The 23,111-nt window shown below is 69.4% G+C and carries 14 protein-coding genes, 1 pseudogene and 1 riboswitch; of the genes and pseudogenes, 7 read left to right on the forward strand and 8 right to left on the reverse strand.

All coding sequences use genetic code 11. The annotated features are described in order from the left end of the window. Both MEICH_RS29525 and MEICH_RS0117785 read right to left on the reverse strand, forming a co-directional pair. The coding region (locus tag MEICH_RS29525; RefSeq protein WP_218916431.1) for a hypothetical protein at window positions 1–361 on the reverse strand (361 nt) is incomplete at its 3' end. A gap of 119 nt (window positions 362–480) precedes the next feature. Next, entirely contained in the window at window positions 481–2,781 is a 2,301-nt protein-coding gene (locus MEICH_RS0117785; protein ID WP_157202892.1) for a COG1470 family protein, read from the reverse strand. 461 nt (window positions 2,782–3,242) lie between these two features. Between MEICH_RS0117785 and MEICH_RS29735 the strand changes: the two genes are divergently transcribed. Further along, window positions 3,243–4,337: a glycosyltransferase gene (locus MEICH_RS29735; RefSeq protein ID WP_084542412.1), complete on the forward strand. Its 1,095-nt coding sequence runs from the start codon at window positions 3,243–3,245 to the stop codon at window positions 4,335–4,337. 24 nt (window positions 4,338–4,361) lie between these two features. On the opposite strand, the pseudogene MEICH_RS30305 reads toward MEICH_RS29735, so the two are convergent. From MEICH_RS30305 to MEICH_RS0117820, 6 genes and pseudogenes are all read right to left on the reverse strand, one after another. Then, a pseudogene (locus MEICH_RS30305) lies at window positions 4,362–7,586 on the reverse strand (ThuA domain-containing protein); the annotation flags it as partial. 298 nt (window positions 7,587–7,884) lie between these two features. Beyond that, on the reverse strand, window positions 7,885–8,985 hold the full coding sequence (locus tag MEICH_RS0117800; protein WP_027893708.1) for an FG-GAP repeat domain-containing protein: 1,101 nt from the start codon (window positions 8,983–8,985) through the stop codon (window positions 7,885–7,887). Between the two features lie 147 nt (window positions 8,986–9,132). Then, entirely contained in the window at window positions 9,133–11,382 is a 2,250-nt protein-coding gene (locus MEICH_RS0117805; protein ID WP_218916432.1) for an FG-GAP-like repeat-containing protein, read from the reverse strand. 603 nt (window positions 11,383–11,985) lie between these two features. After that, entirely contained in the window at window positions 11,986–14,826 is a 2,841-nt protein-coding gene (locus tag MEICH_RS0117810; protein WP_027893710.1) for an Ig-like domain-containing protein, read from the reverse strand. A 315-nt stretch (window positions 14,827–15,141) separates the two neighbouring features. Then, complete coding sequence (locus MEICH_RS0117815) at window positions 15,142–16,365, reverse strand: vWA domain-containing protein (protein ID WP_027893711.1); 1,224 nt, start codon at window positions 16,363–16,365, stop codon at window positions 15,142–15,144. Window positions 16,366–16,470: 105 nt separating this feature from the next. Further along, the gene (locus MEICH_RS0117820) at window positions 16,471–17,886 is read right to left on the reverse strand and encodes a sigma 54-interacting transcriptional regulator (protein WP_027893712.1); all 1,416 of its coding nucleotides are present in this window, start codon (window positions 17,884–17,886) and stop codon (window positions 16,471–16,473) included. A 271-nt stretch (window positions 17,887–18,157) separates the two neighbouring features. Then, a riboswitch (TPP riboswitch) is annotated at window positions 18,158–18,264 on the forward strand. Window positions 18,265–18,322: 58 nt separating this feature from the next. Between MEICH_RS0117820 and thiE the strand changes: the two genes are divergently transcribed. From thiE to thiD, 6 genes are all read left to right on the forward strand, one after another. Continuing rightward, window positions 18,323–18,949, forward strand: coding sequence for a thiamine phosphate synthase (gene thiE, locus MEICH_RS0117825; RefSeq protein ID WP_027893713.1), 627 nt, complete (start codon window positions 18,323–18,325; stop codon window positions 18,947–18,949). Then, window positions 18,936–19,142: a sulfur carrier protein ThiS gene (gene thiS, locus MEICH_RS0117830; RefSeq protein WP_013156917.1), complete on the forward strand. Its 207-nt coding sequence runs from the start codon at window positions 18,936–18,938 to the stop codon at window positions 19,140–19,142. The genes thiE and thiS overlap by 14 nt, the downstream gene beginning before the upstream one ends. Before the next feature lie 2 nt (window positions 19,143–19,144). Then, on the forward strand, window positions 19,145–19,942 hold the full coding sequence (locus tag MEICH_RS0117835; RefSeq protein WP_027893714.1) for a thiazole synthase: 798 nt from the start codon (window positions 19,145–19,147) through the stop codon (window positions 19,940–19,942). Then, entirely contained in the window at window positions 19,939–20,844 is a 906-nt protein-coding gene (locus tag MEICH_RS0117840; RefSeq protein ID WP_027893715.1) for an FAD-dependent oxidoreductase, read from the forward strand. Before MEICH_RS0117835 ends, MEICH_RS0117840 begins: the two co-directional genes overlap by 4 nt. Before the next feature lie 130 nt (window positions 20,845–20,974). Continuing rightward, window positions 20,975–22,285: a phosphomethylpyrimidine synthase ThiC gene (gene thiC / locus MEICH_RS0117845; protein ID WP_027893716.1), complete on the forward strand. Its 1,311-nt coding sequence runs from the start codon at window positions 20,975–20,977 to the stop codon at window positions 22,283–22,285. 16 nt (window positions 22,286–22,301) lie between these two features. Further along, the gene (gene thiD, locus MEICH_RS0117850; protein WP_027893717.1) at window positions 22,302–23,102 is read left to right on the forward strand and encodes a bifunctional hydroxymethylpyrimidine kinase/phosphomethylpyrimidine kinase; all 801 of its coding nucleotides are present in this window, start codon (window positions 22,302–22,304) and stop codon (window positions 23,100–23,102) included. Window positions 23,103–23,111 lie beyond the last annotated feature (9 nt).

A 23,111-nucleotide genomic window follows, 5' to 3' on the forward strand; every position in this document is an offset into this window, starting at 1 on the left:
CCAGCTGCGCCTCCAGCCGGTTCTGCAGGGCGGCGGGGAGGGGGGTGCCCCGGCCCCGGCGGGCCTCGAGGCGCCCGGCGAGGCCCTCGGGGTCCGGCTGGGCGCACCGGTGCTCGAGGGCGGCCCAGTGGAGGCCGAGGCGGGCCCGCCGCTGCAGGGGGGTGCCCAGGGGCCGCAGGGATAGCCCGCCCCCGGGGGACCACGCCGCCCGGGGCTGGGGCGCGGGGGGCTCGGCGGCCACGGCAGGGGGGACGGGCCGGGGCCGGGGGAGTAAGGGCTCGAGCTCCGGCTCCCCCACTGCCGCGCTGGGTTGTCGTCTCGAGGCTATCCCTTCCTTGGAACGCTCATCATAAACGCGCATGGGTAGAGTTTACGAAGTGAATCCAAGGTCGTGGAAGGGGTGGGAGGCTTAATGCTCCCAAGAAGAGTCCCCCACGCCAGGAGGAAACGTGGGGGAGAGGAGGGAGGAAGCGAGGAAGGCTAGTTCTTGTCGGTAAGGGCGCCCTCGATGTTCATGAAGGCCTGGGGGACGTTGGCGGCGAGGTCGCAGCCCTCGTAGAACATGAAGAAGGCGTCGCGGGTGAAGCACTCGGTGTGTTGGGGGTTGCGCACCTCGAGCCGCAGCCCGGGTTTGACGTACTGGCGGACGGCGCCGGGGTCGGAGGCGGGCAGGACCTTCTTGCCGTAGACGTCGGTGAAGAACTCCCCGCCGCCGCCCGGCGTCCTGGAGGCGTCGATGGACAGTGCCGGGCCGCCGGGGTCGGTGGCGAAGGAGAACAGGCGGGTCTCGCCGGTGCTGTTGCCGATGCGCATCAGGCTGCTGCAGACGGGGCCGGTGCAGGCGGTGATGGGGTTGACCGTGTCGAAGGTGAGGCCGCCGAGGTTGAGGCCAAGGATGTTGCCCGACACGTCGGAGCGCCAGGGCTCGTAGCCGTTGAGGCTGCCCTGGGTTCCGTCGTAGACGTGGATCTTGCGCTCGCCGTTGCTCTGGTCGGCCACCTGGGAGGGGGTGAGGACGCCCTGGGGGCAGGTGGCTTCGAGGGGGAGGTCGGTGTTGTTGTTGGTGGAGGGGCCGAAGTCGGTGTTGATGTGGAGCTTGGCCACGATCTCGCCCGTGCTCGCGCTGGCCACGGCGACCTCGAGGCTGTGGAACTGGCGGCAGACCCGGCCCGCGCCGCCGGTGCCGAAGTGGTGGACGAAGAGCCAGCGGTAGCCGTCGCGCTCCCACACGTAGTTCTTGAAGCCGGGGTGCGGCTCGGGCAGCACGCCGTCGGTGTGGAGGGCGTCCTGGATGTAGCCGAACGCGGGCTTATAACCGGCTTTGAACAGGCCGGGGTCGGAGCCGTGGTCGTGGCCGAAGTAGCACCAGTAGACGGGGTCGACCTGGGGGTGCCAGGTGGCGAGGACCCGCCTGGCGCCGTTGGGCATGGTGACCTCGGTGGTGTACTGGTCGTGCACCCACTGCGGGCAGGCCTTGTTGGGCTCGGCGGCCGGGCTCCCGAGCTGCGGGGGTTCTGCCGGAGGGGTGCCGTCTTTTTCGGCGAAGAGGACCCAGTACGTCTCGAGGTTCTGCGCCTGGCGCTGGCCGGGGTCGTAGACCGAGCCGAGCTCGACGGCCTGGCCGGCGCTGAAGTTCTTGACGAAGACCCGGCGGTCCTGCCCGGCGATGCGCACCTTGCCCTGTTCGCTCCAGTTGTTCTTGAGCCAATTGGGCACCTTGGCGGGGTCGGCGCGCCACACCACCGCCAGCCGGGCGTCACGGCTCAGCGTGAGGCGCACGAACACCGGCTTGTCGTACTGCCAGACCCCGCCGTGCTTGCCGCCGTTGGGCGGGGTGAGCACGTCCCAGCCCTGGTAGGCGCCTGCGTCGTTGATGGCGCCGTGGTTCTGCTCGTCGGGGATGGTGACGCCGCTCTTGAACTGGCGGGGGCGGTAGAACATGGCCTCCACGGCGGGCTGGTCGCCCTCGGGGCTGTTCTGCACCCACATGTAGCTGCGCAGCAGCGTGGGGTTGGCGCCGCCGGGAGGGGGTGGCGGCGGGGGCGGCGGGGTCGCCGGGGCGGTGACGCTGAGGGTGAAGGGCGCGTACTTGGTGGTGCTGCCGGCGGTGCCTTTGACCCGCAGGCTGTAGCTGCCGGCCTGGGCCTGCGCGCTCACGGTCAGGGTGAGGGTGCTCGAGCCGCCCGTGGCGCTCGCGGGGCTGAAGCCGGCGCTGATCCCGGTGGGCAGGGGTTTGCCGTCGGCCTGCTCGAGGCTGAGGCTCACCGCCTCGCTGAACTTGTCCCGCACGATGCTCACCTCGGCGCTGGCGTTGACCGACCCGCTGGCGGGGCGCTCGAGGCTGCGGCTGGAGGGGTTGACGGTCAGGCTGAAGCTGCCGGGCTGGGGCTTCTCCTGCACGGTGAGGGTCAGGTAGGCGTACTGGGTGGCCTTGCCCGCGCTGCCCGTGACCTGCAGGTCGTATACCCCCGGGGCCGTGCCGGTGGAGGCTTCGAGGGTGAGGGTGCTGCCGCTGCCGCTGGCTGTCTTGGGGCTGAAGCTGTAGCTGAGCCCGGTGGCGAGGCTGCCCCCGCCCTTTTTCTCCAGGCTGAGGCTCACGGCCTCGCCGAAGCCACTCTGCCGCCCGATGGCGACGCTAAGGTCTCGTTTGGTGCCCTGGACGAGCGTGGGGCTGCTGTCCGCAGCGGAGAGGGAGAGGGTGAAGGAGGGGTCGGGGTTCTGCTGCGTGACACAAGCCGCCATCGCCAGCGCTAGCGCAAGAAGGGGAAGGCGTCGTTTCACGGGTTGAATACTCCTCGAGGGGATTGGCAGCAACTGTCAGGTTGCCGAAAGACATTGAATCATAACGGGCGTAACGGAATTTTGAAAAGGCCCTTAAAACAACCTTCATGTTCATGAGAAATTCCCCTGAATAAAGGAAGCATAAAGCCCGCCAAGGGGCAGGGGCCAGGGTGGGCTCATGCGCAGAGACTTCTTATACCAGATTCGGTTAGTTCGTCACCGTTCGGTGACGAACTAACCCGACCGAAGGGAGTGCTCTAGGATTCAAAAAGATAGCCTCCAGGGTTCTGGGTTGGATGATTATCTTTTTGAATCCGGTATTACAGAAATCGCCGGGGGCCGGTCGCGGGTGGAACCTCCTGCGGGGCGTTACGGCCTGGCCCGGTCGTCGCGCCGGGGCACGTTACGGGCGTGGCCCCAGCCGGATGTGGTAGCTTCACTCCGGAGGTCCGGCGCGAACGATGGAAGATATACCGACCGTAGCGGTGCCCGACCTCGAGAGCTACTCCCCCCGCGGCGGGATCGGGCGGGTGCTGGGGAGCCTGCGGGCGGGGTGGGGCGAGCGGGTGCGGGTGGTGGGGGCCGCCTACCGCCGCCTCCCCCTGCCGCTGCTGCGCACCCGCCCCATCGGGGTGCGGCCCTCACGTCCCAGCGACCTCGTCCTGCTGCCGCAGCTCACCGGGGCCGAGGCCCTGCGCGACACCGGGGGCCTGCCCAGCGTCGTGATCGCGCACGACATCGGGGTGGTGGACTTCCCCGGCGACCGCGGCACCCTGGACTGGTGGGGCCAGAAGAGCGTAGAGGCCAGCTTCTACGGGCTGCGCCGGGCCAGCCGGGTGGTGGCCGTCTCGGAGTTCACGCGCCGGCGCCTGCTGCACCACCTGCCCGAGCTCGAGGGCCGCGTCGAGGTGGTGCTCAACGGGGTGGACCCGGCCTTCCTCGAGCCCGGCCCCACCCCCCTCCAGGCGCGGGAGCTGCTGCAGGCTGGCCTCGAGCAGGGCCTGGAGGGGCCGCTGGTGCTCTACGTGGGCACCGAGCTGCCGCGCAAGAACGTGGGCCTGCTGCTGCGGGCCTTCGCCCGGGCGCGGCGGCGCTTCCCCAGCGCCACCCTGCTCAAGGTCGGGGGGGCGGGCGGCCCGCGCTGGCGGGCCCAGACCCAGGCCCTGCTGCGCGAGCTCGGCCTGCAGGAGGGCCGTGAGGTGCGCTTCCTGCAGAACATCGACGACGCCCTGCTGCAGGCGGCCTACCGCGCCGCCGACGTGATGGCGGTGCCCAGCCTCTACGAGGGCTTCGGGCTGCCCGCGCTCGAGGCCCTCGCCTGCGGCACGCGGGTGCTGGTGACCAACTGCGCTGCCTTGCCCGAGGTGGTGGGATCGGTGGGAACGGTCGTGGAGCCCAGCCTCGAGCCCTTCGCGCGGGCGCTCGAGGAACTGCTAGCCGCCCCGGCCGCTGAGGGATGGCGCCAGGCGGCCCGCGACCATGCCCGGCAACTGACCTGGCCCAGCCGGGCCGAGGCGTACTTGCAGATCATCCGGCAGACGGCCGGCGGCGCTTAGGCCGAAGTTCCCCGCCCACTTGATGCCCCCCAGCAGGTGGGCCAGGAATTTGGGGTCGCTGTAGTCGGCCTTGTCGGAGCCGAGGTTGGTGTACCAGGAGCGCCCCCCGTCGTAGAGGTGGTACCAGGCCATGGGGTGGTCGGCGCCCATGGTGCCCCCGTCCACGTAGGACTCGTCGAGGTTGAGCAGCACGGTGGCCCCGTTGACCTTGGGGTTGACGTCGAAGTTATAGGCCTCGACCTCGAAGTACCAGGGGCTGGGCAGGCCCTGGCTCGAGGGGTGTGAGCCGTCGGTCACGGTCAGCTTGAGCCCGCTCGCGCGGATCTCGCTGGCGAATTTCGCGCCCACCATCTGCACGTACCAGGGCCAGCCGTTCAGGGTGTCGGCCGCGCTGTGGACCCCCACGAAGCCCCCACCCCCCCGGATGTATTGCTGGAGGGCGCCCTGTTGCGAGGCGTTGAGCACGTTGCCCTGGGTGTTGAGGAAGACGACGGCGCGGTACTGGGCCAGGTTGGCGCTGGTGAAGGCCGCCGCGTCCTCGGTAGCGTCCACGCCGAAGCCGTTGAGCTGGCCGAGTTGCCGGATGGCGGCGATGCCGTCGGGGATGGAGTCGTGGCGGAAGGACTCGGTCTTGGAGAACACCAGAACCCGGTTGGACGCGCCGCCGGCGGGCCGGTTCTCCATCAGCACCACCGGGCCGGTGCCGAAGCAGGCCTCGGGCTCGGGGCAGACGTGGCCGAAGATGTCGTAGTCGCCGTCGCTGCCGGCGTCGGCCACGCGGGTCTGGTGCAGCCCCTCGGTGGCGATCACCTGGGCGCTCCAGCTCGAGCCGCTGCGCAGCCACAGGAACAGGCGCTTCTGGCCGCGGAACTCCGAGCCCACGACGTCGAGGTCGCCGTCGGCGTCGAGGTCGAGCACGTCGAGGGAGTGGATGCTGTCGACGCTGCCCTGAATGGCGTGGCGGGTCCAGGGGCCGGTGGGGTCGGCGGGGGCTTCGAACCAGGCCACTTCGCCGGTGCGCTCGGAGGGCGCCATCACCGCGTCGAGGCGGCCGTCGCCGCTGAGGTCCTTGAGCACCACGCTGGCGTAGGGTTCCCAGCCGGAGGTGAAGGTGTACCGGCCCCACCCCCCGCCGCCGCTGCCGGGGTTCCTCATCCAGACGCCGCCCACCGCCAGGTCGGGCCAGCCGTCGCGGTTGATGTCGCCCACGTCGAGCCCGTTGCGGCCGTAGCCGGGGTCGATGTCGAAGGAGGACCACGAGGTCTTGCTGCTCTGCAGGAAGACCGTGATCACCGAATCGGTCTCGCCCCGCATGGCCACGTCGGGCTTGCCGTCGTTGTTGAAGTCGGCCACGACGATGTCGTGGGTGCCGGCGTTTCCGAGGCTGCGCTTGGTCCAGGAGGTCCCCGCCCCGTTGGCGTTCTCGTACCAGTGGGTGCCGTAGATCACGTCGAGGTCGCCGTCCTGGTCGAGGTCGGCCACCGTGCTGCCGCTCTGGCTGCGCGAGGCGCTGTCGATGGTGCGCTTGGTCCAGCCGGGCGCCTCGTACCACACCAGCTCGACGTTGTCCCCGCCGATGATGAGGTCGGGGAGGCCGTCGCGGTTGAGGTCGCCGATGCTCTTCATCCAGGCCGACTGCGGGCTGTCGGCGTCGATCTGCACCCGCTGGAAGTTGAGGCTGCCGGTCGGCGGGGGTGGGGGAGGGGGCGTGGTGGGGTTGTAGGTCACGCTGACGCTGGCCTGGCCCTTGAGGCCCGCCTCGTCGTAGGCGAAGACGGTGACGGTGTTGCCGCCGCTCTGGAGGGTGCCGATGGTGCGGTCGAAGGTCACCGACTTGCCGGGGGTGACGTTCACCGTCTCCTCGGGCTCGCCGTTGAGCTTGAAGCCCAGCCGGGTCACGCCCTGGTCGTCGCTGGCGGTGCCCTGCACGCGCACGGTGTTGCTGGTGGTGCTGCTGTTGTTGGCCGGGCTGCTGATGCTGACGCTGGGCGCGGCGTTGGTGCCGGAGGCGTAGGTGAGGCTGAGGGTGACGGAGGTGCGGGTGTTGTTGTTGTCGTAGGCGTGCACCGTGAGGGTGTTGCCGCCCTGCCTCAGCCCGCTGACGTTGAAGCTGAGGCTCACGCTCTTGCCGGCGCTGATGCTGACGTTCTGCTCGTTGCCCCCGTTGAGCTGGTAGCTCACATGCGAGACGAGGGTGTCGTCGCTGGCGGTGCCCCGCACGGCGACGGTGCTGCTCGAGACCGTGCTGTTGTTGGCGGGCTCGCTGAGGGTGAGGCTGGGCGGGGTGGGGGGCGGGGTGTAGTTGACGGTGAAGGACCTCGAGCCCTTGTTCCCCTCGCCGTCGTAGGCGCTCACCACCACCACGTTGGCGCCGGGCTTGAGGAAGCCGAGGGTGTGGTCGATGTTGACCTGGGTGGACGGGTTGACGCCGAAGCTCTCCTCCGCCTCGTCGTTGAGCTTGTAGCTCAGCCGGGTCACGCCCTTGTCGTCGCTGGCGCTGCCCAGGATGCGCACGGTGTTGGCGCTGACGACGGCGCCGTCGGCGGGCTGGCTGATGCTGAGCTTGGGGGTGGAGGCGGAGGCGGCGTTGTAGGTCACGCGCACCGAGGCCGAGCCCTTGAGCCCCGCCGCGTCGTAGGCGATGACCTCGAGGGTGTTCCCCCCGCTCTGCAAGCCGCTGACGCTGAAGAAGAAGGGCACGCTCTTGCCCTGGTTGATGCTGACGGGTTTCTCGCTGCCGCCGTTGAGGCGGTAGCTCAGGGCGGTCACGCCCCGGTCGTCGGTGGCGACGCCCTTCACCGCGATGCTGCTGCTGGCGGTGGTGCTGCCGTCGGCCGGCTCGTTGAGGCCAACCTGGGGCGGGTTGTTGCGCGGGGCCCGCCGGAACTGGACCTTGGCCGAGCTCTTCAGCCCGTTGGTGTCATAGGCGTTGACCAGGACGGTGTTGTCCCCCTCGGCCAGGCCCGTAACGGCGAAGTCGAAGGGGACCTGGCGGCCCACGGTGATGCCGACGGGGTGCTCGACCCCGCCGTTGAGCTGGTAGGTCAGGCGGGCGACCCCGCTGTTGTCGAGGGCCTCCCCCTGCACCGCGACGCCGTCGTCGGGGATGGTGGAGCCGCCGAGGGGCTGGTTGATCCGGATCTCTGGGGGCGTCCCGTCACCCCTGGTACACGCCGCCAGCAGCAACACCATTCCTGCTAGCAGCCCCCAAAAGAGGTTTCCGTGTGTTGACCCTGGCCCGAAACGCATAACGCCTCCGTTAAGGCAACGACTTAAGCCACGTAATTCAACCGTGAGAGGACACTGAGGGCGTTGAGAATCCTGTAAAGGTCCGTTTAGCTAGTGTTTAGTTCCCCTTGAGCTTGGGGATGCGCTAAATGCTTTTGCAATTCTGCCAACTTTCACATCTTACACTGAACTTGCGTGGAGCCAATCCGAAACATACACCTGCCGCCCCGGGCTCGAGCGTGAAATCCAGGATTTTTCGGGTTTTGGGGTATTCCCGGAGGGTTCACCGGGAAAAACGTACCTCCCCCAAGCGGGGGGGTCAGCGGCTCGAGCGGTTCTCCATCAGCACCACCGGGCCGGTGCCGAAGCAGGCCTCGGGCTCGGGGCAGACGTGGCCGAAGACGTCGTAGTCGCCGTCGTTGCCGGCGTCGGCCACGCGGGTCTGGTGCAGCCCCTCGGTGCCGAGGACTCGGGCCTCCCAGCCGTTCCCCTTGTTGAGCCACACGAACAGGCGCTTCTGGCCGCGGAACTCCGAGCCCACGACGTCGAGGTCGCCGTCGCCGTCGAAGTCCAGCACGTCGAGGGAGTGGATGCTGTCGACGCCGGGCTCGATCACGTGCTCGCGCCAGCGGGCCGTGGGGTCGGCGGGGGCCTCGAGCCAGGAGACCCGGCCCTTTTCCTCCGAGGGGGAGGCCACCACGTCGAGGCGGCCGTCGCCGTTCACGTCCGCGAGCACCACGGCGGCGTAGGGCACCCAGTCGGTGTAGGTGTGCTCGCTCCACCGGGCCTTGGCGAGGCCGGGGCCGGGGTTTTTCATCCACACGCTGCCCGTGACCAGGTCGGGCCAGCCGTCGCGGTCGACGTCGCCCACGTCGAGCCCGTTGCGGCTGCGGCGGGGGTCGACCTCGAAGGGGCGCCAGTCGTCCTTGGCGTTCTGCAGGAAGACCGTGATCACGGTGTCGGTCTCGCCGCGCATGACCACGTCGAGCTTGCCGTCCTTGTCGACGTCGGCTACGGCGATGTCGTGGGTCCCCGCGTTGCCCAGCACGTGCCGCTTCCAGGACGTCCCCCGGCCGTTGAGGTTCTCGTACAGCACCACCCCCACGACGAGGTCCTGGTCGCCGTCCTTGTCGATGTCCACCGCCGCGCTGCCGCTCTGGCTCTTGGCCGACGGGTCGATGGTGCGCTTGACCCAGTAGGGGGCCTGGTACCACACCAGCGGCCCGTTGCCGCCGCTGATGACGAGGTCGGGGAGCTTGTCGCCGTTGAGGTCGGCGACGCTCTTGATCCAGGCCGAGTCGGGGCTGGCCTTGTCGACCTGCACCCGCCGGAAGCTGAAGGGGTTGCCCTGGGCCCCCAGCAGCAGGGTCAGGGCCAGGCTCGAGAGCAGGAGTCGGGTCTTCCATCGCGGTAGGTTCACGGCCTCTCCTCGGGGATGGGGTAGCGCTGGGCGGCTCGAGGGCCTCCGGCTCCACCAGCGAAACTACCAGATCGCCGGGCGCTCGAGCGTGAGCCCACGCTGAGAGGCCCCGCCGTGCCGGGGCGGGGCCTCGAGCCGGCCGGTCGCTCAGTTCTCCAGCAAGACAACAGGCCCCGTGCCGAAGCAGGCCTCGGGCTCGGGGCAGACGTGGCCGAAGACGTCGTAGTCGCCGTCGTTGCCGGCGTCGGCCACGCGGGTCTGGTGCAGCCCCTCGGTGCCGAGGACTCGGGCCTCCCAGCCGTTCCCCTTGTTGAGCCACACGAACAGGCGCTTCTGGCCGCGGAACTCCGAGCCCACGACGTCGAGGTCGCCGTCGCCGTCGAAATCCAGCACGTCGAGGGAGTGGATGCTGTCGACGCCGGGCTCGATGACGCGGCGGGTCCAGGCGTTCTTTGGGTCGGCGGGGGCCTCGAGCCAGGCCACCTCGCCGGTGCGCTCGGAGGGCGCCATCACCGCGTCGAGGCGGCCGTCGCGGTTCACGTCCGCCAGGACGACGGCCGCGTAAGCCTGCCAGCCGGGGGCGAAGGTGTACCGGCCCCACCCCCCGCCGCCGCTCCCGGGGTTCCTCATCCACACGCCGCCCACCGCCAGGTCGGGCCAGCCGTCACGGTCGATGTCGCCCGCCGCCAGGCCGTTGAGCCCGTAACCCGGCTCCACGTCGAAGCTGTCCCACGAGGTCTTGCTGTTCTGCACGAACACCGTCACCACGGTGTCCTGCTCCCCGCGCATGGCCACGTCGGGCTTACCGTCCCTGTTGAAGTCGGCGACCACGATGTCGTGGGTGCCCGCGTTGCCGAGGCTGTGCTTGGCCCAGGAGGTGCCCCTGCCGTTGGCGTTCTCGTACCAGTGGGTGCCCACCACGAGGTCCTGGTCGCCGTCCTTGTCGAGGTCGGCCACGGCGCTGCCGCTCTGGCTGCGGGCGTAGCCGTCGATCACGCGCTTGGTCCAGCCGGGAGCCTCGTACCACACCAGATCGTCGGCGTCGCCCGCGATGACGAGGTCGGGGAGGCCGTCGCCGTTGAGGTCGCCCACGCTCTTCATCCACGCCTCCTTGGGGCTGGCCGCGTCGATCTGGACCCGCCGGAAGTCGAGGTCGCCCGTGGGCGGCGCGGGGTTGTAGGTCACGCGCACCGAGGCCGAGCCCTCGAGCCCCGCCGCGTCGTAGGCGATGACCTCGAGGGTGTTCTCCCCGCTCCTGAGCCCGCCGGCGGTGAAGCCGAAGCCGAGGGCCTTGCCCGCCGTGACGCCCACGTCCTGCTCGGCCCCGCCGTTGAGGCGGTAGGTCAGGCGGGTCACCGAGGCGTCGTCGCTGGCCGAGCCGCTCACCTCTACCGAGGGGCTGGCGAGGGCGCTGCCGTCGGCCGGCGCGGCGATGCGGACGCTGGGCGCGGCGTTGGCGCCGCCGCTGGAGCCGTAGTTCACGGTCAGGGTGTAGGTGCCGCGACCCCCGTCCGGGTCGTAAGCGCTGAGGACGATGGTGTTGCTCCCCGGGCGCAGGAAGCCCACGCTGTGGTTGAAATTCACCCGCTCGCCGGGTTCGACGGCGATCTCCTCCTCGGGCTCGTCGTTGAGCCGGAAGGTCAGGCGGCTCACGCCCTTCTCGCTGCTGGCGCTGCCGCGCACCTGCACCGTGGCGGCGTCGCTGGTGCTGCCGTCGGCGGGGGAGAAGATGCTGAGGGTGGGGGCCCCGCCCGGCTCGGGCTGGCCCTGGCCGTAGTTCACGGTCAGCGCGGTGGAGCTGGCGTTGCCCTCGTCGTCGTAGGCGGTGAGCACGAGGGCGTTGGCCCCGGGCTGCAGGAAGCCGACGGTGTGGTTGAAGCTCGAGCGGCCGCCCGGGGTGACGCGGATGACCTCCTCGGGCTCGCCGTTGAGCCGGAAGGTCAGCCGCGCGACCTCCCGGTCGTCGTGCACCTCGCCCTGCACCTGCACCGTGTCGGAGCTGCTGCTCGAGCCGTCGTCGGGCGAGCTGACGGTGATGCCGGGGGCCCCGGCCTGCTGGGCGGCCAGGGAAACCCGCACGCTGGCACGGCCCTCGAGCCCCGCCGCGTTGTAGGCGCTGACCACCAGCTCGTTGTCGCCGGGCTTGAGGCCCGCGACGCTGAAGTACTGCCGCACGCTGCGCCCGGGGGCCAGGCGCACCGCCTGCTCAGCCCCGCCGTTGAGCCGGTAGGTCAGGCGCCGCACCCCGACGGCGTCTTCCGCCAGCACCTGCACCCCCACGCTGCCGGAACTGCTCGAGGCCGCGCTGCTCAGGTTCAGGGCCACCCGCGGGGCCGAGGCCGGCGCGGGCCGGTCGGTGCAGGCCGCCAGCATGACCAGTAAAGACCATAGAAGCACTCGCCTAAAATCTTTAGCCGCAATTTGCTCGGATTTTTCCATAATAACCCCACCTGCCTTAAAATTCACGCCGTCTAACATCAGAGGCTTGCGGTTCATCCTGAGAAGTCGCTGAGCCGGGGATGATCGCTGGGGAAATCGTCCACTCACAGTCTTAACGCAAAAGTTCAACAATCCTTAAGGCTAAACCGCATAAAGGCGTTCGCTTCGGGGCATCTTCGGTAATTAGGTCGAATCGGGTTCAAATTTCCATAAACGGCCGTCGAGCTGTTCGGAATAGCGAATCATACCGGATTCAAAAAGATAATCACCCAAACCAAAGACCTTCAGAGGCTATCTTTTTGAATCCTAGAGCACTCCCTTCGGTCGGGTCAGTTCGTCCCCATTCGGGAACGAACTGACCGAATCTGGTATCAATCAGGGCTGACGGATGGACGAGCACCCCGGGCGCAAAGCCCGGGGTGCCACGGCAGGGAGGAGGCTCGTGAGGGGTTCAGTAGCTCCGGCGTGGGTTTGTCAGATTGGCAGGGTGACAAACCCACGCCGGAGCCCTCATTCTCCCTTCGGTCGGGGTGACTTTGTCAAAAGTCACCCTGGAGAAACTTAGTTCTTGTCGCTCAGCGCACCCTCGATGTTCATCGAGCTCTGGGGGGCATTGCCGCACGCCTCGTAGAACATGAAGAAGGCGTCGCGGGTGTAGCACTCGCTGTTGCGCTCGTTGCGCACCTCGAGGCGCAGCCCGGGCTTGACGTACTGGCGGACGGCGCCGGCGTCGGAGGCGGGCAGGGTCTTCTTGCCGTAGATGTCGGTGAAGAACTCGCCGCCGCCGCCCGGCGTCCTGGAGGCGTCGATGGACAGCGCCGGGCCGCCGGGGTCGGTCGCCACCGCGAACAGGCGCTGCTCGCCCACGTTCTGCCCGATGCGGATCGTCTGGGCACAGGTCGAGTCGGTGCAGCCGAGGATCGGCGTGACGGTGTCGAAGGTGAGGCCGGCGAGGCTGAGGCCCAGGATCAGGCCCCTGTCGGCGCTGCGCCAGGGCTCGTAGCCGTTGAGGTCGGGCTGCACCTTGATGGTGCGGGTGCCGGTGCTGGTGGAGGCCACCTGGGCGGGGGTCGGCACGCCCTGCGGGCAGGTGACGTTGAGCGGCAGGTCGGTGTTGTTGTCGCGGGAGGCGCCGAAGTCGGTCATGAGGCGCAGGTCGGCCACGATCTCGCCCGTGGACTTGTTGGCCACCGTCACCTGGAGGCTGTGGAACTGGCGGCAGAAGCGGCCCGCGCCGCCGGTGCCGAAGTGGTGGACGAAGAGCCAGCGGTAGCCGTCGCGCTCCCACACGTAGTTCTTGAAGCCGGGGTGCGGCTCGGGCAGCACGCCGCTGCTGTGCAGGTCGTCCTGGACGTAGCCGAAGCCCACCTTGTAGCCGGGGACCAGGAGGCCGGGGTCGGAGCCGTGGTCGTGGCCGAAGTAGCACCAGTAGACGGGGTCGACCTGGGGGTGCCAGGTGGCGAGGACCCGCCTGGCGCCGTTGGGCATGGTGACCTCGGTGGTGTACTGGTCGTGCACCCACTGCGGGCAGGCCTTGTTGGGCTCGGCGGCCGGGCTCCCGAGCTGGGCCGGGGCCGGGGAGGCGCTGCCGTCCTTCTCGCCGAAGAGGACCAGGTAGGTGAAGAGGTTCTGCGCCTGGCGCTGGCCGGGGTCGTAGACCGAGCCCAGTTGTACCGTCTGGCCGGCGCTGAAGTTCTTGACGTACACCTGCCGGTCGGCGTTGTTGATGCGCACGGTGCCCTGCTGGGTCCAGTTGTTCTTCAGCCAGCTCGGGACCTTGGTGGGGTCGGCGCGCCAGACGATGGCCAGCCGCGCGTCACGGTTGAGGGTGAGGCTGATGAAGGTGGCCTTGTCGTACTGCCAGACGCTGCCGTGCTTGCCGCCGTTGGGGGGCAGCAGCACGTCCCAGCCCTGGAAGCTGCCGGCGTTGTTGATGGTCCAGCCGCTCTGCGCGTCGGTGAGGGTGTTGTTGGTGGTGAACTGGCGGGGGCGGTAGAACATGTCCTCCACGGCGGGCTGGTCGCCCTCGGGGCTGCTCTGCATCCACATGTAGCTGCGCAGCAGCGTGGGGTTGGCGCCGCCGCTGGGCGGGGGCGGAGGCGGGGTGGTGCCGCTGGAGAAGGTGAAGCTCACGCTGGCGCTGCCCTTGGCGTTCGCCGCGTCGTAGGCGTTGACGGTGAGGGTGTTGCTGCCGTCGCGGAAGCCGCTGACGTTGAAGCTGAAGGAGACGTTGGCGCCGCTGGTGATGCTGACGTTCTGCTCGGCCCCGCCGTTGAGCTGGTAGGTCATGCGGGTCACGCCGGCGTTGTCGCTGGCGCTGCCCTGGACGGCCAGGCTGGTGCTGGTGGTGCTGCTGCCGTTGGCGGGCTGGGTGATGCTCACGGTGGGCGGGGTGTTGCTGCCGCCGCTGCCGTAGTTGACGGTGACGGTGCTCGAGCCCTTGTTCCCGTCGGCGTCGTAGGCGAAGACCGTCACGGTGTTGGCGCCGGGCTTGAGGAAGCCGATGGTGCGGGCGAAGCTCACGCTGGTGGAGGAGGTGATGGCGATGACCTCTTCGGGTTCGTCGTTGAGCTGGAAAGTCAGCTTGGTCACGCCCTTGTCGTCGCCGGCGGTGCCCTGGATGCGCACGGTGGTGGTGCTCACCGTCGCGCCGTTGGCGGGCTGGCTCAGGCTCACCGTAGGAGCCGCTCCCGACCCCGAGGGCGGAGGAGGCGGCGGGGCGCTGCCGTAATTGACCGTGACGTTGCTGACGCTGCGGTTGCCGTTGCCGTCGTAGGCGATGATGCTGATGGTGTTGGCCCCGGGGCTGAGGAAACCGGCGGTGTGGTTGAAGCTCACGCTGCTACCGGGCGTGATCGACATGGGCTCCTCGGGCTCGTTGTTGAGCTTGAAGGTCATGCGGGTCACGCTGACGTCGTCGGTGGCCGAGCCGGTCAGGCGCACGGTGTTGGTGCTGGCGGTGGAGTTGTTGGTCGGGGTGCTGACGCTGATGACGGGCGTGGCCGAGGTGGCCGCCGCGAAGTTGAGCTCCACGACGCGGGTGCTGCTGTTGCCCGCCTTGTCGGTGGCGGTGAGGGTGATGGTGTTCTTGCCGGGCTTGAGCTCGCGCATGTTGAGCCCGAAGCGGAACTGCGCCAGGCCGGTCAGCTCGATCTCCCGCTCCTCACCGTCGTTGATGCGGTAGCTGAGCTTGGCGGCCTCCTGGTTGTCCGCCACCATGCCCGAGAGCTGCCACCCGTTGCCCGAGACCTGGCTGTCGGAGGGGGGGTTGTAGAGGTTGATCGCGGGCTTGACGGAGTCTTTGGAGCCGCTGTTACACGCGGCCAGCAGGGCTACGACGAGCCCGAAGCCGAGCGTGCGAGCACGCTTCCACGCCGGGGTGAAGGATCGGTATGCACTCATATTTCTGCCTCGAGGGGGTAACGGAACGTAACTCCGCACCGCGAATTTATAGTCGAATGCGTAACGCCCTTCCTTTAGAGGACCCTAAAGCTGTGTTTAGTTTCCTCGTGATTTACACGAAATTTCTATCATGATGGGTGAAGCTGAATGGGGGCTGATGACGCCCTGATGGGATAATTGTCCCTCACCTTTGCTCGACGGTTTTCTCACACATTTTGCTCGAGTGTTAATATCCGTTAATCCAAAACGGCGGAGCCCGCCCCGGCGAGGAGCGGGCGAGTTTGGGAATTTTTTGCGCGAACCGTCAGATTCGGCTCAATTGCGGCTAATTTTACGGGTTAGGAAGTCCATCAGCACGTAACGCCCGATGTTGGCGGGGGTGGTCAAGTAGGCCTTGCCCCGCGTGATCTGGGTGAGCTTCTTGACGAAGGCCAGCAGCTCGGGTTCGCGCGCGAGCATGAAGGTGTGGATGGGGATGCCCTCCTTGCGCGCCAGCGTGGCCTCCTTGAGCGTCTCGGCCAGGATCACCGGGTCGAGGCCCCAGGCGTTCTTGTAGATCTGGCCCGAGGGTAGGGTGAGGGCCGAGGGCTTGCCGTCGGTGATCATGATGATCTGCTTCATCTCCCCGCCCATCTTGCGCAGGATCTTGCGGGCGAGCTTGATGCCCTCGGCGGTGTTGGTGTGGTAGGGGCCCACCTGCACGGTCGGCAGCCGGCCCAAGGGCACCTCCTCGGCGGAGTCGTGGAAGGTGCCGAAGCGCACCTGGTCGCCGGGGTACTGCGTGCGGATGAGGTGGGCCAGCCCCAGCGCCACGCGCTTGGCGGGGGTGAAGCGGTCCTCGCCGTAGAGGATCATCGAGTGCGAGCAGTCGAGCAGCACGACCGTGTTCATGGCGGCGGTGTACTCGGCGAGCTCGATGATGAGGTCTTCTTCCTCGAGGTTCTCCATCCCCTTCATGGCCGCGCGCTTGAGGGTCTCGGGGATGTTGAGGGTGGGCTGGTCGCCGAACTCGTAGGGCTTGGTCTCGCCGCTCGACTCCACCCCCGAGGCGTAGTGGCGCGTCATGTGGGCGCCGGGGTTGTTCTTGCCCAAGGCCCCCATCAGCGAGCGCAAGGAGCGCAGGCCCAGGAAGTCGACGGACTTGTTGGTGAGCTCGAGCCGGGTGTCCTGGGCCTCGCCCTGCATCCCCTGGCCGGTGGCGGGGTCGGTGGGGTCGTTGCCCGGCAGCCGGATGAAGCCCTCGTCCTGCAGCCGCTGCATGAGCTTCTGGATCTCGCGGTACAGCCGCGTGTCCTCCTTGCGGTCGGCGAAGCGGGCCTCGCGCAGCCACTCCTCGGGGATGCGCTCCTGCTCGAGCAGCGCCTGCAGGAGCGCGTCGTAGAGGTCCTCGAGGGTGGGGGTGCGGTCGGGGTCGGGCTGGTAGCGGTTGTAGGGGTCGGAGAAGCCCGAGTCGAGGAGGAAGTCCTCGAGCATATCCATGAGCTCGGAGCTCGTCAGGTCGTCGAGGCTGGATTCGTACTTGCTGTAGCGGACACGCATGCTGCCTCCGGCAGTGCCGAACGCTAAACGCCCGACGCCCAACGCCAGGGAAGAGCCCGGCCCCGGCGGTTAGCGTCTTGCGTCTTGCGTTCGGCGTTGGGCATCTCAGTTCCCGCTCCCCCAGCGCTCCCGCTCGCGCTCGACGGGGGCGCTGTAGCTCTCCTCGCCGCGGGCGATCTTGCGGCGGCCGGCCAGGCCCTCCAGGACGAACTCCCCGGCCGCCACCAAAGCCTCGGGGGTGGTGTGGCTCTCCAGGCGGCGGGCGGCCTCGAGCAGCCCCGGCACCTTCTCCATCTCCTTGAGGGCGCCCTTGGCGTCCTCGGGCAGGGTGAGGAGGTTGCCCTGGGCGAAGTATTCGACGACCTCGTCGGTCTTGAGGCCCTTGGAGCGCTCGCCGTAGGCCAGGCCGAAGGCTTTTTGCAGCAGGTCGCGGGCCACGCGCTCGGCGCCTTGCATCTCGCCCTCGTACTCGAGCTCGATCTTGCCGGTGATGGCGGGGAGGGCGAAGTAGAGGTCGATGGGGCGGGCCACGGTGCGCTCGCCGTACTGCAGGGCGCGGCGCTCGGCGTTGGAGGCCACGAGCTCGAGCAGGCTGATGGAAAGGCGCTGCGAGACGCCCGAGGTCTTGTCCACGCGCTTGTCCTCGCGGGCCACGAAGGCCACCGCCTCGGAGGCTTCGGCCACGTAGGAGGGGATATAGAGCCCCTCCTCCCGCGCGGTCCAGGCCTCCTGCTGGGTGATGGCCAAGCCCTCGTCGAGGGTCCGGGGGTAGTGGGTGCGGATCTCCGAGCCGATGCGGTCTTTGAGCGGGGTCACGATCTTGCCGCGCGCGGTGTAGTCCTGGGGGTTGGCGGTGAAGGCGATCCAGACGTCGAGCTGCAGGCGCACCGGGTAGCCCCGGATCTGCACGTCGCCCTCCTGCAGGATGTTGAACAGCGCCACCTGCACCTTGGGCGCGAGGTCGGCGACCTCGTTGATGCCGAAGATGCCCCGGTTGGCGCGGGGCAGGAGGCCGTAGTGGACGGCCTCGAGGTCGGAGAGCCCGGTGCCGCGCCGGGCGGCCTTGATGGGGTCGATGTCGCCGAGCAGGTCGGCCACGGTGGTGTCGGGGGTGGCGAGCTTCTCCACGTAGCGCTCGTCGCGGGGGACCCAGACGATGGGCGCGTCGTCGCCGGCCTCCTCGAGCAGCCGCTTGGCCTCGGCGGAGAGCGGCTTGAGGGGGTTGTCGCGCAGGTCGGTGGGGAGGGCGGGCACTTCGTCGTCGAGGAGCTCGGTCAGTTGGCGCAAAATGCGGCTCTTGGCCTGCCCGCGCAGGCCGAGCAGGATGAAGTTGTGGCGGGCCAGCACGGCGTTGACCAGTTCGGGCACCACCGAGTCGTCGTAACCCTGGATGCCGGGGAACAGCCGCTCGCCCGAGCGCAATTTGGCGATGAGGTTCTCCCGCGCCTCGTCCTTGACGCTGCGCTGGAGCTTGGCCATGGGGTAGGAACGCTTCAGCTCTCCTAGGGTTGTGGCCTTCATGGAGGGAGTGTACGCCTCGAGGGCTAAAACGTATGTGGATTGGCTTTCAAGTCGTTTTCATCGGCTCCTGGACGTGTCGAGCGATGCTCTTGCCGATGGGAGCGCTATTTTCATGGGATAACTGTTCGGATTTGCGGTAAACTCGGGATAATTTCGGGTTCGACGCAGGCCCGCCAGGCGGGCGGCGGGGAGGGTTGGGGCGGTTGCTCGAGGGCTGACCGGGCCTCCGCGCCGGCCTTGACGGGGCCGATGGCGGCCTGATAGCGTTGGGGTGATCGGCTAGGGGTGCCCCCGCGGGGGCTGAGAACAGGGTGAGCCCTGTAACCCTTGGAACCTGATCCGGTTAGCACCGGCGGAGGGAAGCCCGTGGAAAAACCTATCCAGTCCAACGTGTACCCGTTCCTCCTGGCCCCTCGCCGGTCCGGGAGGTGGTTTCTTGTTAGGAAAACTGTATCTGGTGGCGAGCCCCCGGCCCGGCCGGCCGGGGGCGGAGTTGCTGGGCCGCCTCGAGGCCGCCCTGGACGGCGGGGTCGAGCTGCTGCAACTGCGGGCCAAGGGCCTCGAGGCCCGGGCCATCCTCGAGCTCGGTGAGAAGCTGCGGGGCCTGTGCGCCCGTTACGGGGTGCCGCTGGTGATCAACGACCGCCCCGACCTGGCGGCCGTGCTGGAGGCCGACGGGGTGCACCTGGGGCAGGGGGACCTGAGCGTGGCCCAGGCCCGGCGCTTCTTCGCGGGCTGGATCGGCCGCAGCACCCATGAACCCGAGCAGGCCCTGCGCGAGCAGGCCGCGCTCGAGGGGGGCGGGGGCTATGTTTCGGTGGGGCCGGTCTGGGAAACCCCCACCAAACCCGGGCGGCCCGCGACGGGCCTGGCGTACGTGCGGTGGGCGGCGCGAAACCTCCGGGTGCCCTGGTTCGCCATCGGGGGCATCGACGAGCACACGCTGCCCGGGGTGCTGGAGGCCGGGGCCCGCCGGGTGGCGGTGGTGCGGGCCATCCTGGACGCGCCCCATCCCGAACAGGTCGCCGCGCGCATGCGGAGGTGGCTGGATGGTCTGGATTAACGGCAAGGCCGTGGAGGCCGAGGGGAAGAGCCTGAGCGAGGTGGTCGAGGCCGTGTGCGGCCAGCGGGGGATAAGCCCCGACGCGGTCGCGGTGATGCTCAACGACGAGATCTGGGTCAAAGGCCGCTGGCCAGCCCGCCCCCTGGCAACGGGGGACGTGGTGGAGGTCGTGGCCATGATGCAGGGGGGCTAGCCGTGAGCGAATTGGTGATCGCAGGCCGGCGCCTGAACAGCCGCCTGTTCGTGGGCACGGGCAAGTACCGCGACTTCGCGCTGATGAGGGAAGCGCTCGAGGCTTCCGGGGCCGAGGTGGTGACCGTCTCCGTCCGGCGCGTCGAGGTGGGGGCGGCGGGGCACCAGGGCCTGCTGGAAGCGCTGGACTGGCAGCGCTACCGGGTGCTGCCCAACACCGCCGGAGCCCGCACGGCCGTCGAGGCCCTGCGCCTGGCCCGGCTGGGGCGGGCGCTCACGGGGAGCGACTGGGTCAAGCTGGAGGTCATCCCCGACCCCACCTACCTGCTGCCCGACCCCCTGGAGACCTACCGCGCCGCCGAAGCCCTGGTGCAGGAGGGCTTCGCGGTGCTGCCCTACATCGCCCCCGACCCGGTGCTGGCACACAAGCTCGCCTGCCTCGGCTGCGCCACCGTGATGCCCCTGGCCGCCCCCATCGGCTCGGGGCAGGGCCTCAAGAACCGGGCCATGCTGGAAATTTTCGCGCGGCAGCGCGCCGTGTTGCCGCCCGTCGTGGTGGACGCCGGGCTGCGCTGGCCCTCGGAAGCCGCCGGGGCGATGGAGCTGGGGGCCGACGCGGTGCTGGTCAACACCGCCATCGCCGAGGCCCAAGACCCCGTAGCCATGGCCGCCGCCTTCGGCCAGGCGGTGCGGGCGGGGCGCATGGCCTACGAAGCCGGTCCCATGCCTGAACGCGCCTCCGCCAGCCCCTCCAGCCCGACCCAGGGCGTCCCCCTGCCCCAGCCGGAGATGCCCTTGTGAGCGAGGTCGTGGTGGTTGGGGGCGGCGTCATCGGCAGCCTCATCGGCTATCGCCTATGCCGGGAGGGGCTCGAGGTCACCCTGCTGGAGGCGGGCAAGGCCGGGCAGGCCACCCGGGCCTCGGCGGGAATGCTGGCCCCGCACGCCGAAGGCCTGGGCGGGGAGGAGCTCGAGTGGGCCCGGGAAGGGCTCGAGCGCTACCCCGAACTCGTGCGCGAGCTCGAAGCCGCCAGCGGGATCGAGGTCCCTCTGGCCCTGAGCGGCGTCTGGAGCCTCGAGCGCCCCCCGCTCCGGGGCTGGGAGGCCCTGCGCGGCCTCGAGCCCCGCCCCGGCGGCTACCTCGACCCGGTGCGGCTGCTGGCCGCCGTGCAAAAAGCCTTCGTGAGCCTGGGTGGCACCATACGAACGGAAGAGGCCCGGCGCGTCGAGCCCGGCCGGGTGTACACCGCCACCCGGTGCATCGCGGCCCGCCAGGTCGTGCTCGCCAGTGGGGCCTGGTCGAGCCGCTTCGGCCTGGAGGTGCGCCCGCTCAAGGGCGAAGCCCTGCTGCTGGCGGCCCCGCCGCCGCCCGGCCCGGTGTTCGTGGGGGCGGGCTACGCGTTGCCGCGCGGGGCACAGGTCTACCTGGGAGCCACCCAGCGCGAGGGCTGGCGGCCGGGCGTGGGGGCGGAGGGGCTGCGCTGGCTGCAGCGCTACCGCGACGCGCACTTCCCCCACCTCCGCGGCGCTGCCGTCCTCGAGAGCCGCTGGGGTTACCGCCCGGCGGGCCGCCTGACGGTGGGACGGCTCGAGCCGGGGATCCTGGCCGCCACCGGGCACGGGCGCAACGGCATCCTGCTGGCCCCCGCCACCGCCCGCCGCATCACCGAACTGGTGCTGGAGTCCTGGAGGACGCGGCGGTAGGACGTCGATAGCCGATAGCCGACCGAGTGCCCTCAACCGATTTACCGCATTAGAGCCTCACGGGAAGCGTTTGGCCGCGTAGGGGGAGCCACGACGGGCAGTTCCCGTGGGGCACTTGAAAGGAGCCGACATGACCCAGCTTGAAGCCGCCCGCAAGGGCATCGTCACCGAAGCCATGGCCTACGTGGCCCACTGCGAGGGGCTCGAGCCCCAGTTCGTGCGGGAGCAGGTGGCTGTGGGGCGGGTGGTCATCCCCGCCAACCCCAACCACCGCACCCTGACCCACTTCACCGCCATCGGCGAGGGGATGCGGGTGAAGGTCAACGCCAACCTGGGCACCTCCTACGACTTCGCCGACCCCGAGCAGGAGGTGCGGAAGGTCCGGGCGGCCGTCGAGGCGGGCGCGGACACCGTGATGGACCTCTCCACCGGGGGCGACCTGGCCCGCATCCGCGAGATGACGCTGGAAGCCAGCACCGTCCCGCTGGGCACCGTGCCCATCTACGAGGCCGAATTCCAGGCCGCCCGGCGCAAGAGCGTCTTCGACATGACCGCCGACGAACTGCTGGAGGTCATCGAGCGGCACGGACGCTCGGGGGTCGACTACATCACCGTACACGCGGGGGTGACCCAGGAGAGCCTGCGCCGCTACCGCAACGGCTCGAGGGTCACCGGCATCGTCTCGCGGGGGGGCGGGATGCTGGCGGCCTGGATGCTGCGCAACGAGCAGGAAAACCCGCTGTGGGAACGCTTCGACGACGTGCTCGAGATCGCTCGTAGCTACGACATGACCCTTTCGCTGGGCGACGGGCTGCGCCCCGGTTGCCTGGCCGACGCGACCGACCGCGCCCAGGTCCAGGAACTGCTGCTGGTGGGCGAGCTGGTCGAGCGCGCGCGCCGGGCCGGGGTGCAGGCGATGGTCGAGGGGCCGGGGCACGTCCCCCTGGGTGAGATCCAGGCCAACGTGCAGTTGCAGAAGAAGCTCACCGACCACGCGCCCTTCTACATCCTGGGAATGCTCCCCATCGACACGGGAGCGGCGTTCGACCACATAGCAGGGGCCATCGGCGGGGCGGTCGCGGGCTGGCACGGGGCCGACATGCTGTGCTACCTCACCCCGGCCGAGCACCTGGCGCTGCCCACCGCCGAGCACGTGCGCGAGGGCGTGATCGCCTTCAAGCTCGCCGCCCACGTCGCCGACGTGGCTCGAGGCCACCCCGCCGCCCTCCTCCGCAACCGCCGGATGAGCCAGGCCCGCTACGCCCTCGACTGGGAGCGCCAGTTCGAGCTGTGCCTCTTCCCCGAGGAGGCCCGCAGGCTCTACGAAACCCGCGCCACCCGGACCAAGGCCTGCAGCATGTGCGGCCCCTTCTGCCCGATGAACCTGGTCGAGGCCGTGCTGCGCGGCAGGGCCCGCGTGAGCGACCTCGAGCCCGCCTGAACCCCCGGAGGCCCCGGTGCCCTTTCCCATCGCCCTCACTGTCGCCGGCAGCGACCCCAGCGGCGGCGCCGGCCTCCAGGCCGACCTCAAGACCTTCCACCGCTTCGGGGTCTACGGCATGGGCGTGGTCACCGTGCTGACCGTGCAGAACACCCTCGGGGTGCGCGAGGTCGTGCCCCTCGAGCCCGCCCTGGTCGCACGCCAGCTAGAAGCCGTGCTGCACGACCCCGGAGCCCACGCCCTCAAGACCGGGGCCCTGGGCGAGGCCGCCATCCTCGAGGCCGTCGCCCCCGTGATCGCCCGGTCCGCCCTGCCCCTGGTCATCGACCCCGTCCTCTCGTCGAAGAGCGGGCAGGAGCTGCTGCCCTCCCACGCCCTCGAGGCCCTGAAGTCCTGCCTGCTCCCCATCGCCGCGCTGCTGACCCCCAACCTGCTCGAGGCCCAGGCCCTGCTGGGCCAGCCTATACGCGACCTGGCCGACGCCCGCGAAGCCGCCCGGCTGCTGGCGAGCCTGGGACCACGGGCCGTGCTGCTCAAGGGCGGCCACCTCTCCGCAGAGGAAGCCACCGACGTGCTGTGGGACGGCCACGCGCTGCACCTCTTCACCGCCCGGAAAATCCCCTCGGTCCATACGCACGGGACCGGCTGCACCCTCTCGGCCGCGATCACCGCGTTGCTGGCGAAGGGGATCCCGCTGCACGAGGCGGTCGCTCGAGCCAAGCGTTTCGTGACCCGGGCCATCGAAACGGCCCCGGGCATCGGGCGGGGCATCGGGCCGCTCAACCACTGGGCGGGGGAGGATGCTGATGGCCGATAGCCGGGCGCG

Source organism: Calidithermus chliarophilus DSM 9957 (assembly GCF_000430045.1).
Taxonomy (GTDB): domain Bacteria; phylum Deinococcota; class Deinococci; order Deinococcales; family Thermaceae; genus Calidithermus; species Calidithermus chliarophilus.

Excerpts from the sequence above, each read along its gene's own strand:
- MEICH_RS0117820 (WP_027893712.1), bottom strand. The coding sequence starts at position 17,886 with ATGAAGGCCACAACCCTAGGAGAGCTGAAGCGTTCCTACCCCATGGCC.
- MEICH_RS0117815 (WP_027893711.1), bottom strand. The coding sequence starts at position 16,365 with ATGCGTGTCCGCTACAGCAAGTACGAATCCAGCCTCGACGACCTGACG.
- thiC (WP_027893716.1), top strand. The coding sequence starts at position 20,975 with ATGACCCAGCTTGAAGCCGCCCGCAAGGGCATCGTCACCGAAGCCATG.
- MEICH_RS29735 (WP_084542412.1), top strand. The coding sequence starts at position 3,243 with ATGGAAGATATACCGACCGTAGCGGTGCCCGACCTCGAGAGCTACTCC.
- thiS (WP_013156917.1), top strand. The coding sequence starts at position 18,936 with ATGGTCTGGATTAACGGCAAGGCCGTGGAGGCCGAGGGGAAGAGCCTG.
- MEICH_RS0117810 (WP_027893710.1), bottom strand. The coding sequence starts at position 14,826 with ATGAGTGCATACCGATCCTTCACCCCGGCGTGGAAGCGTGCTCGCACG.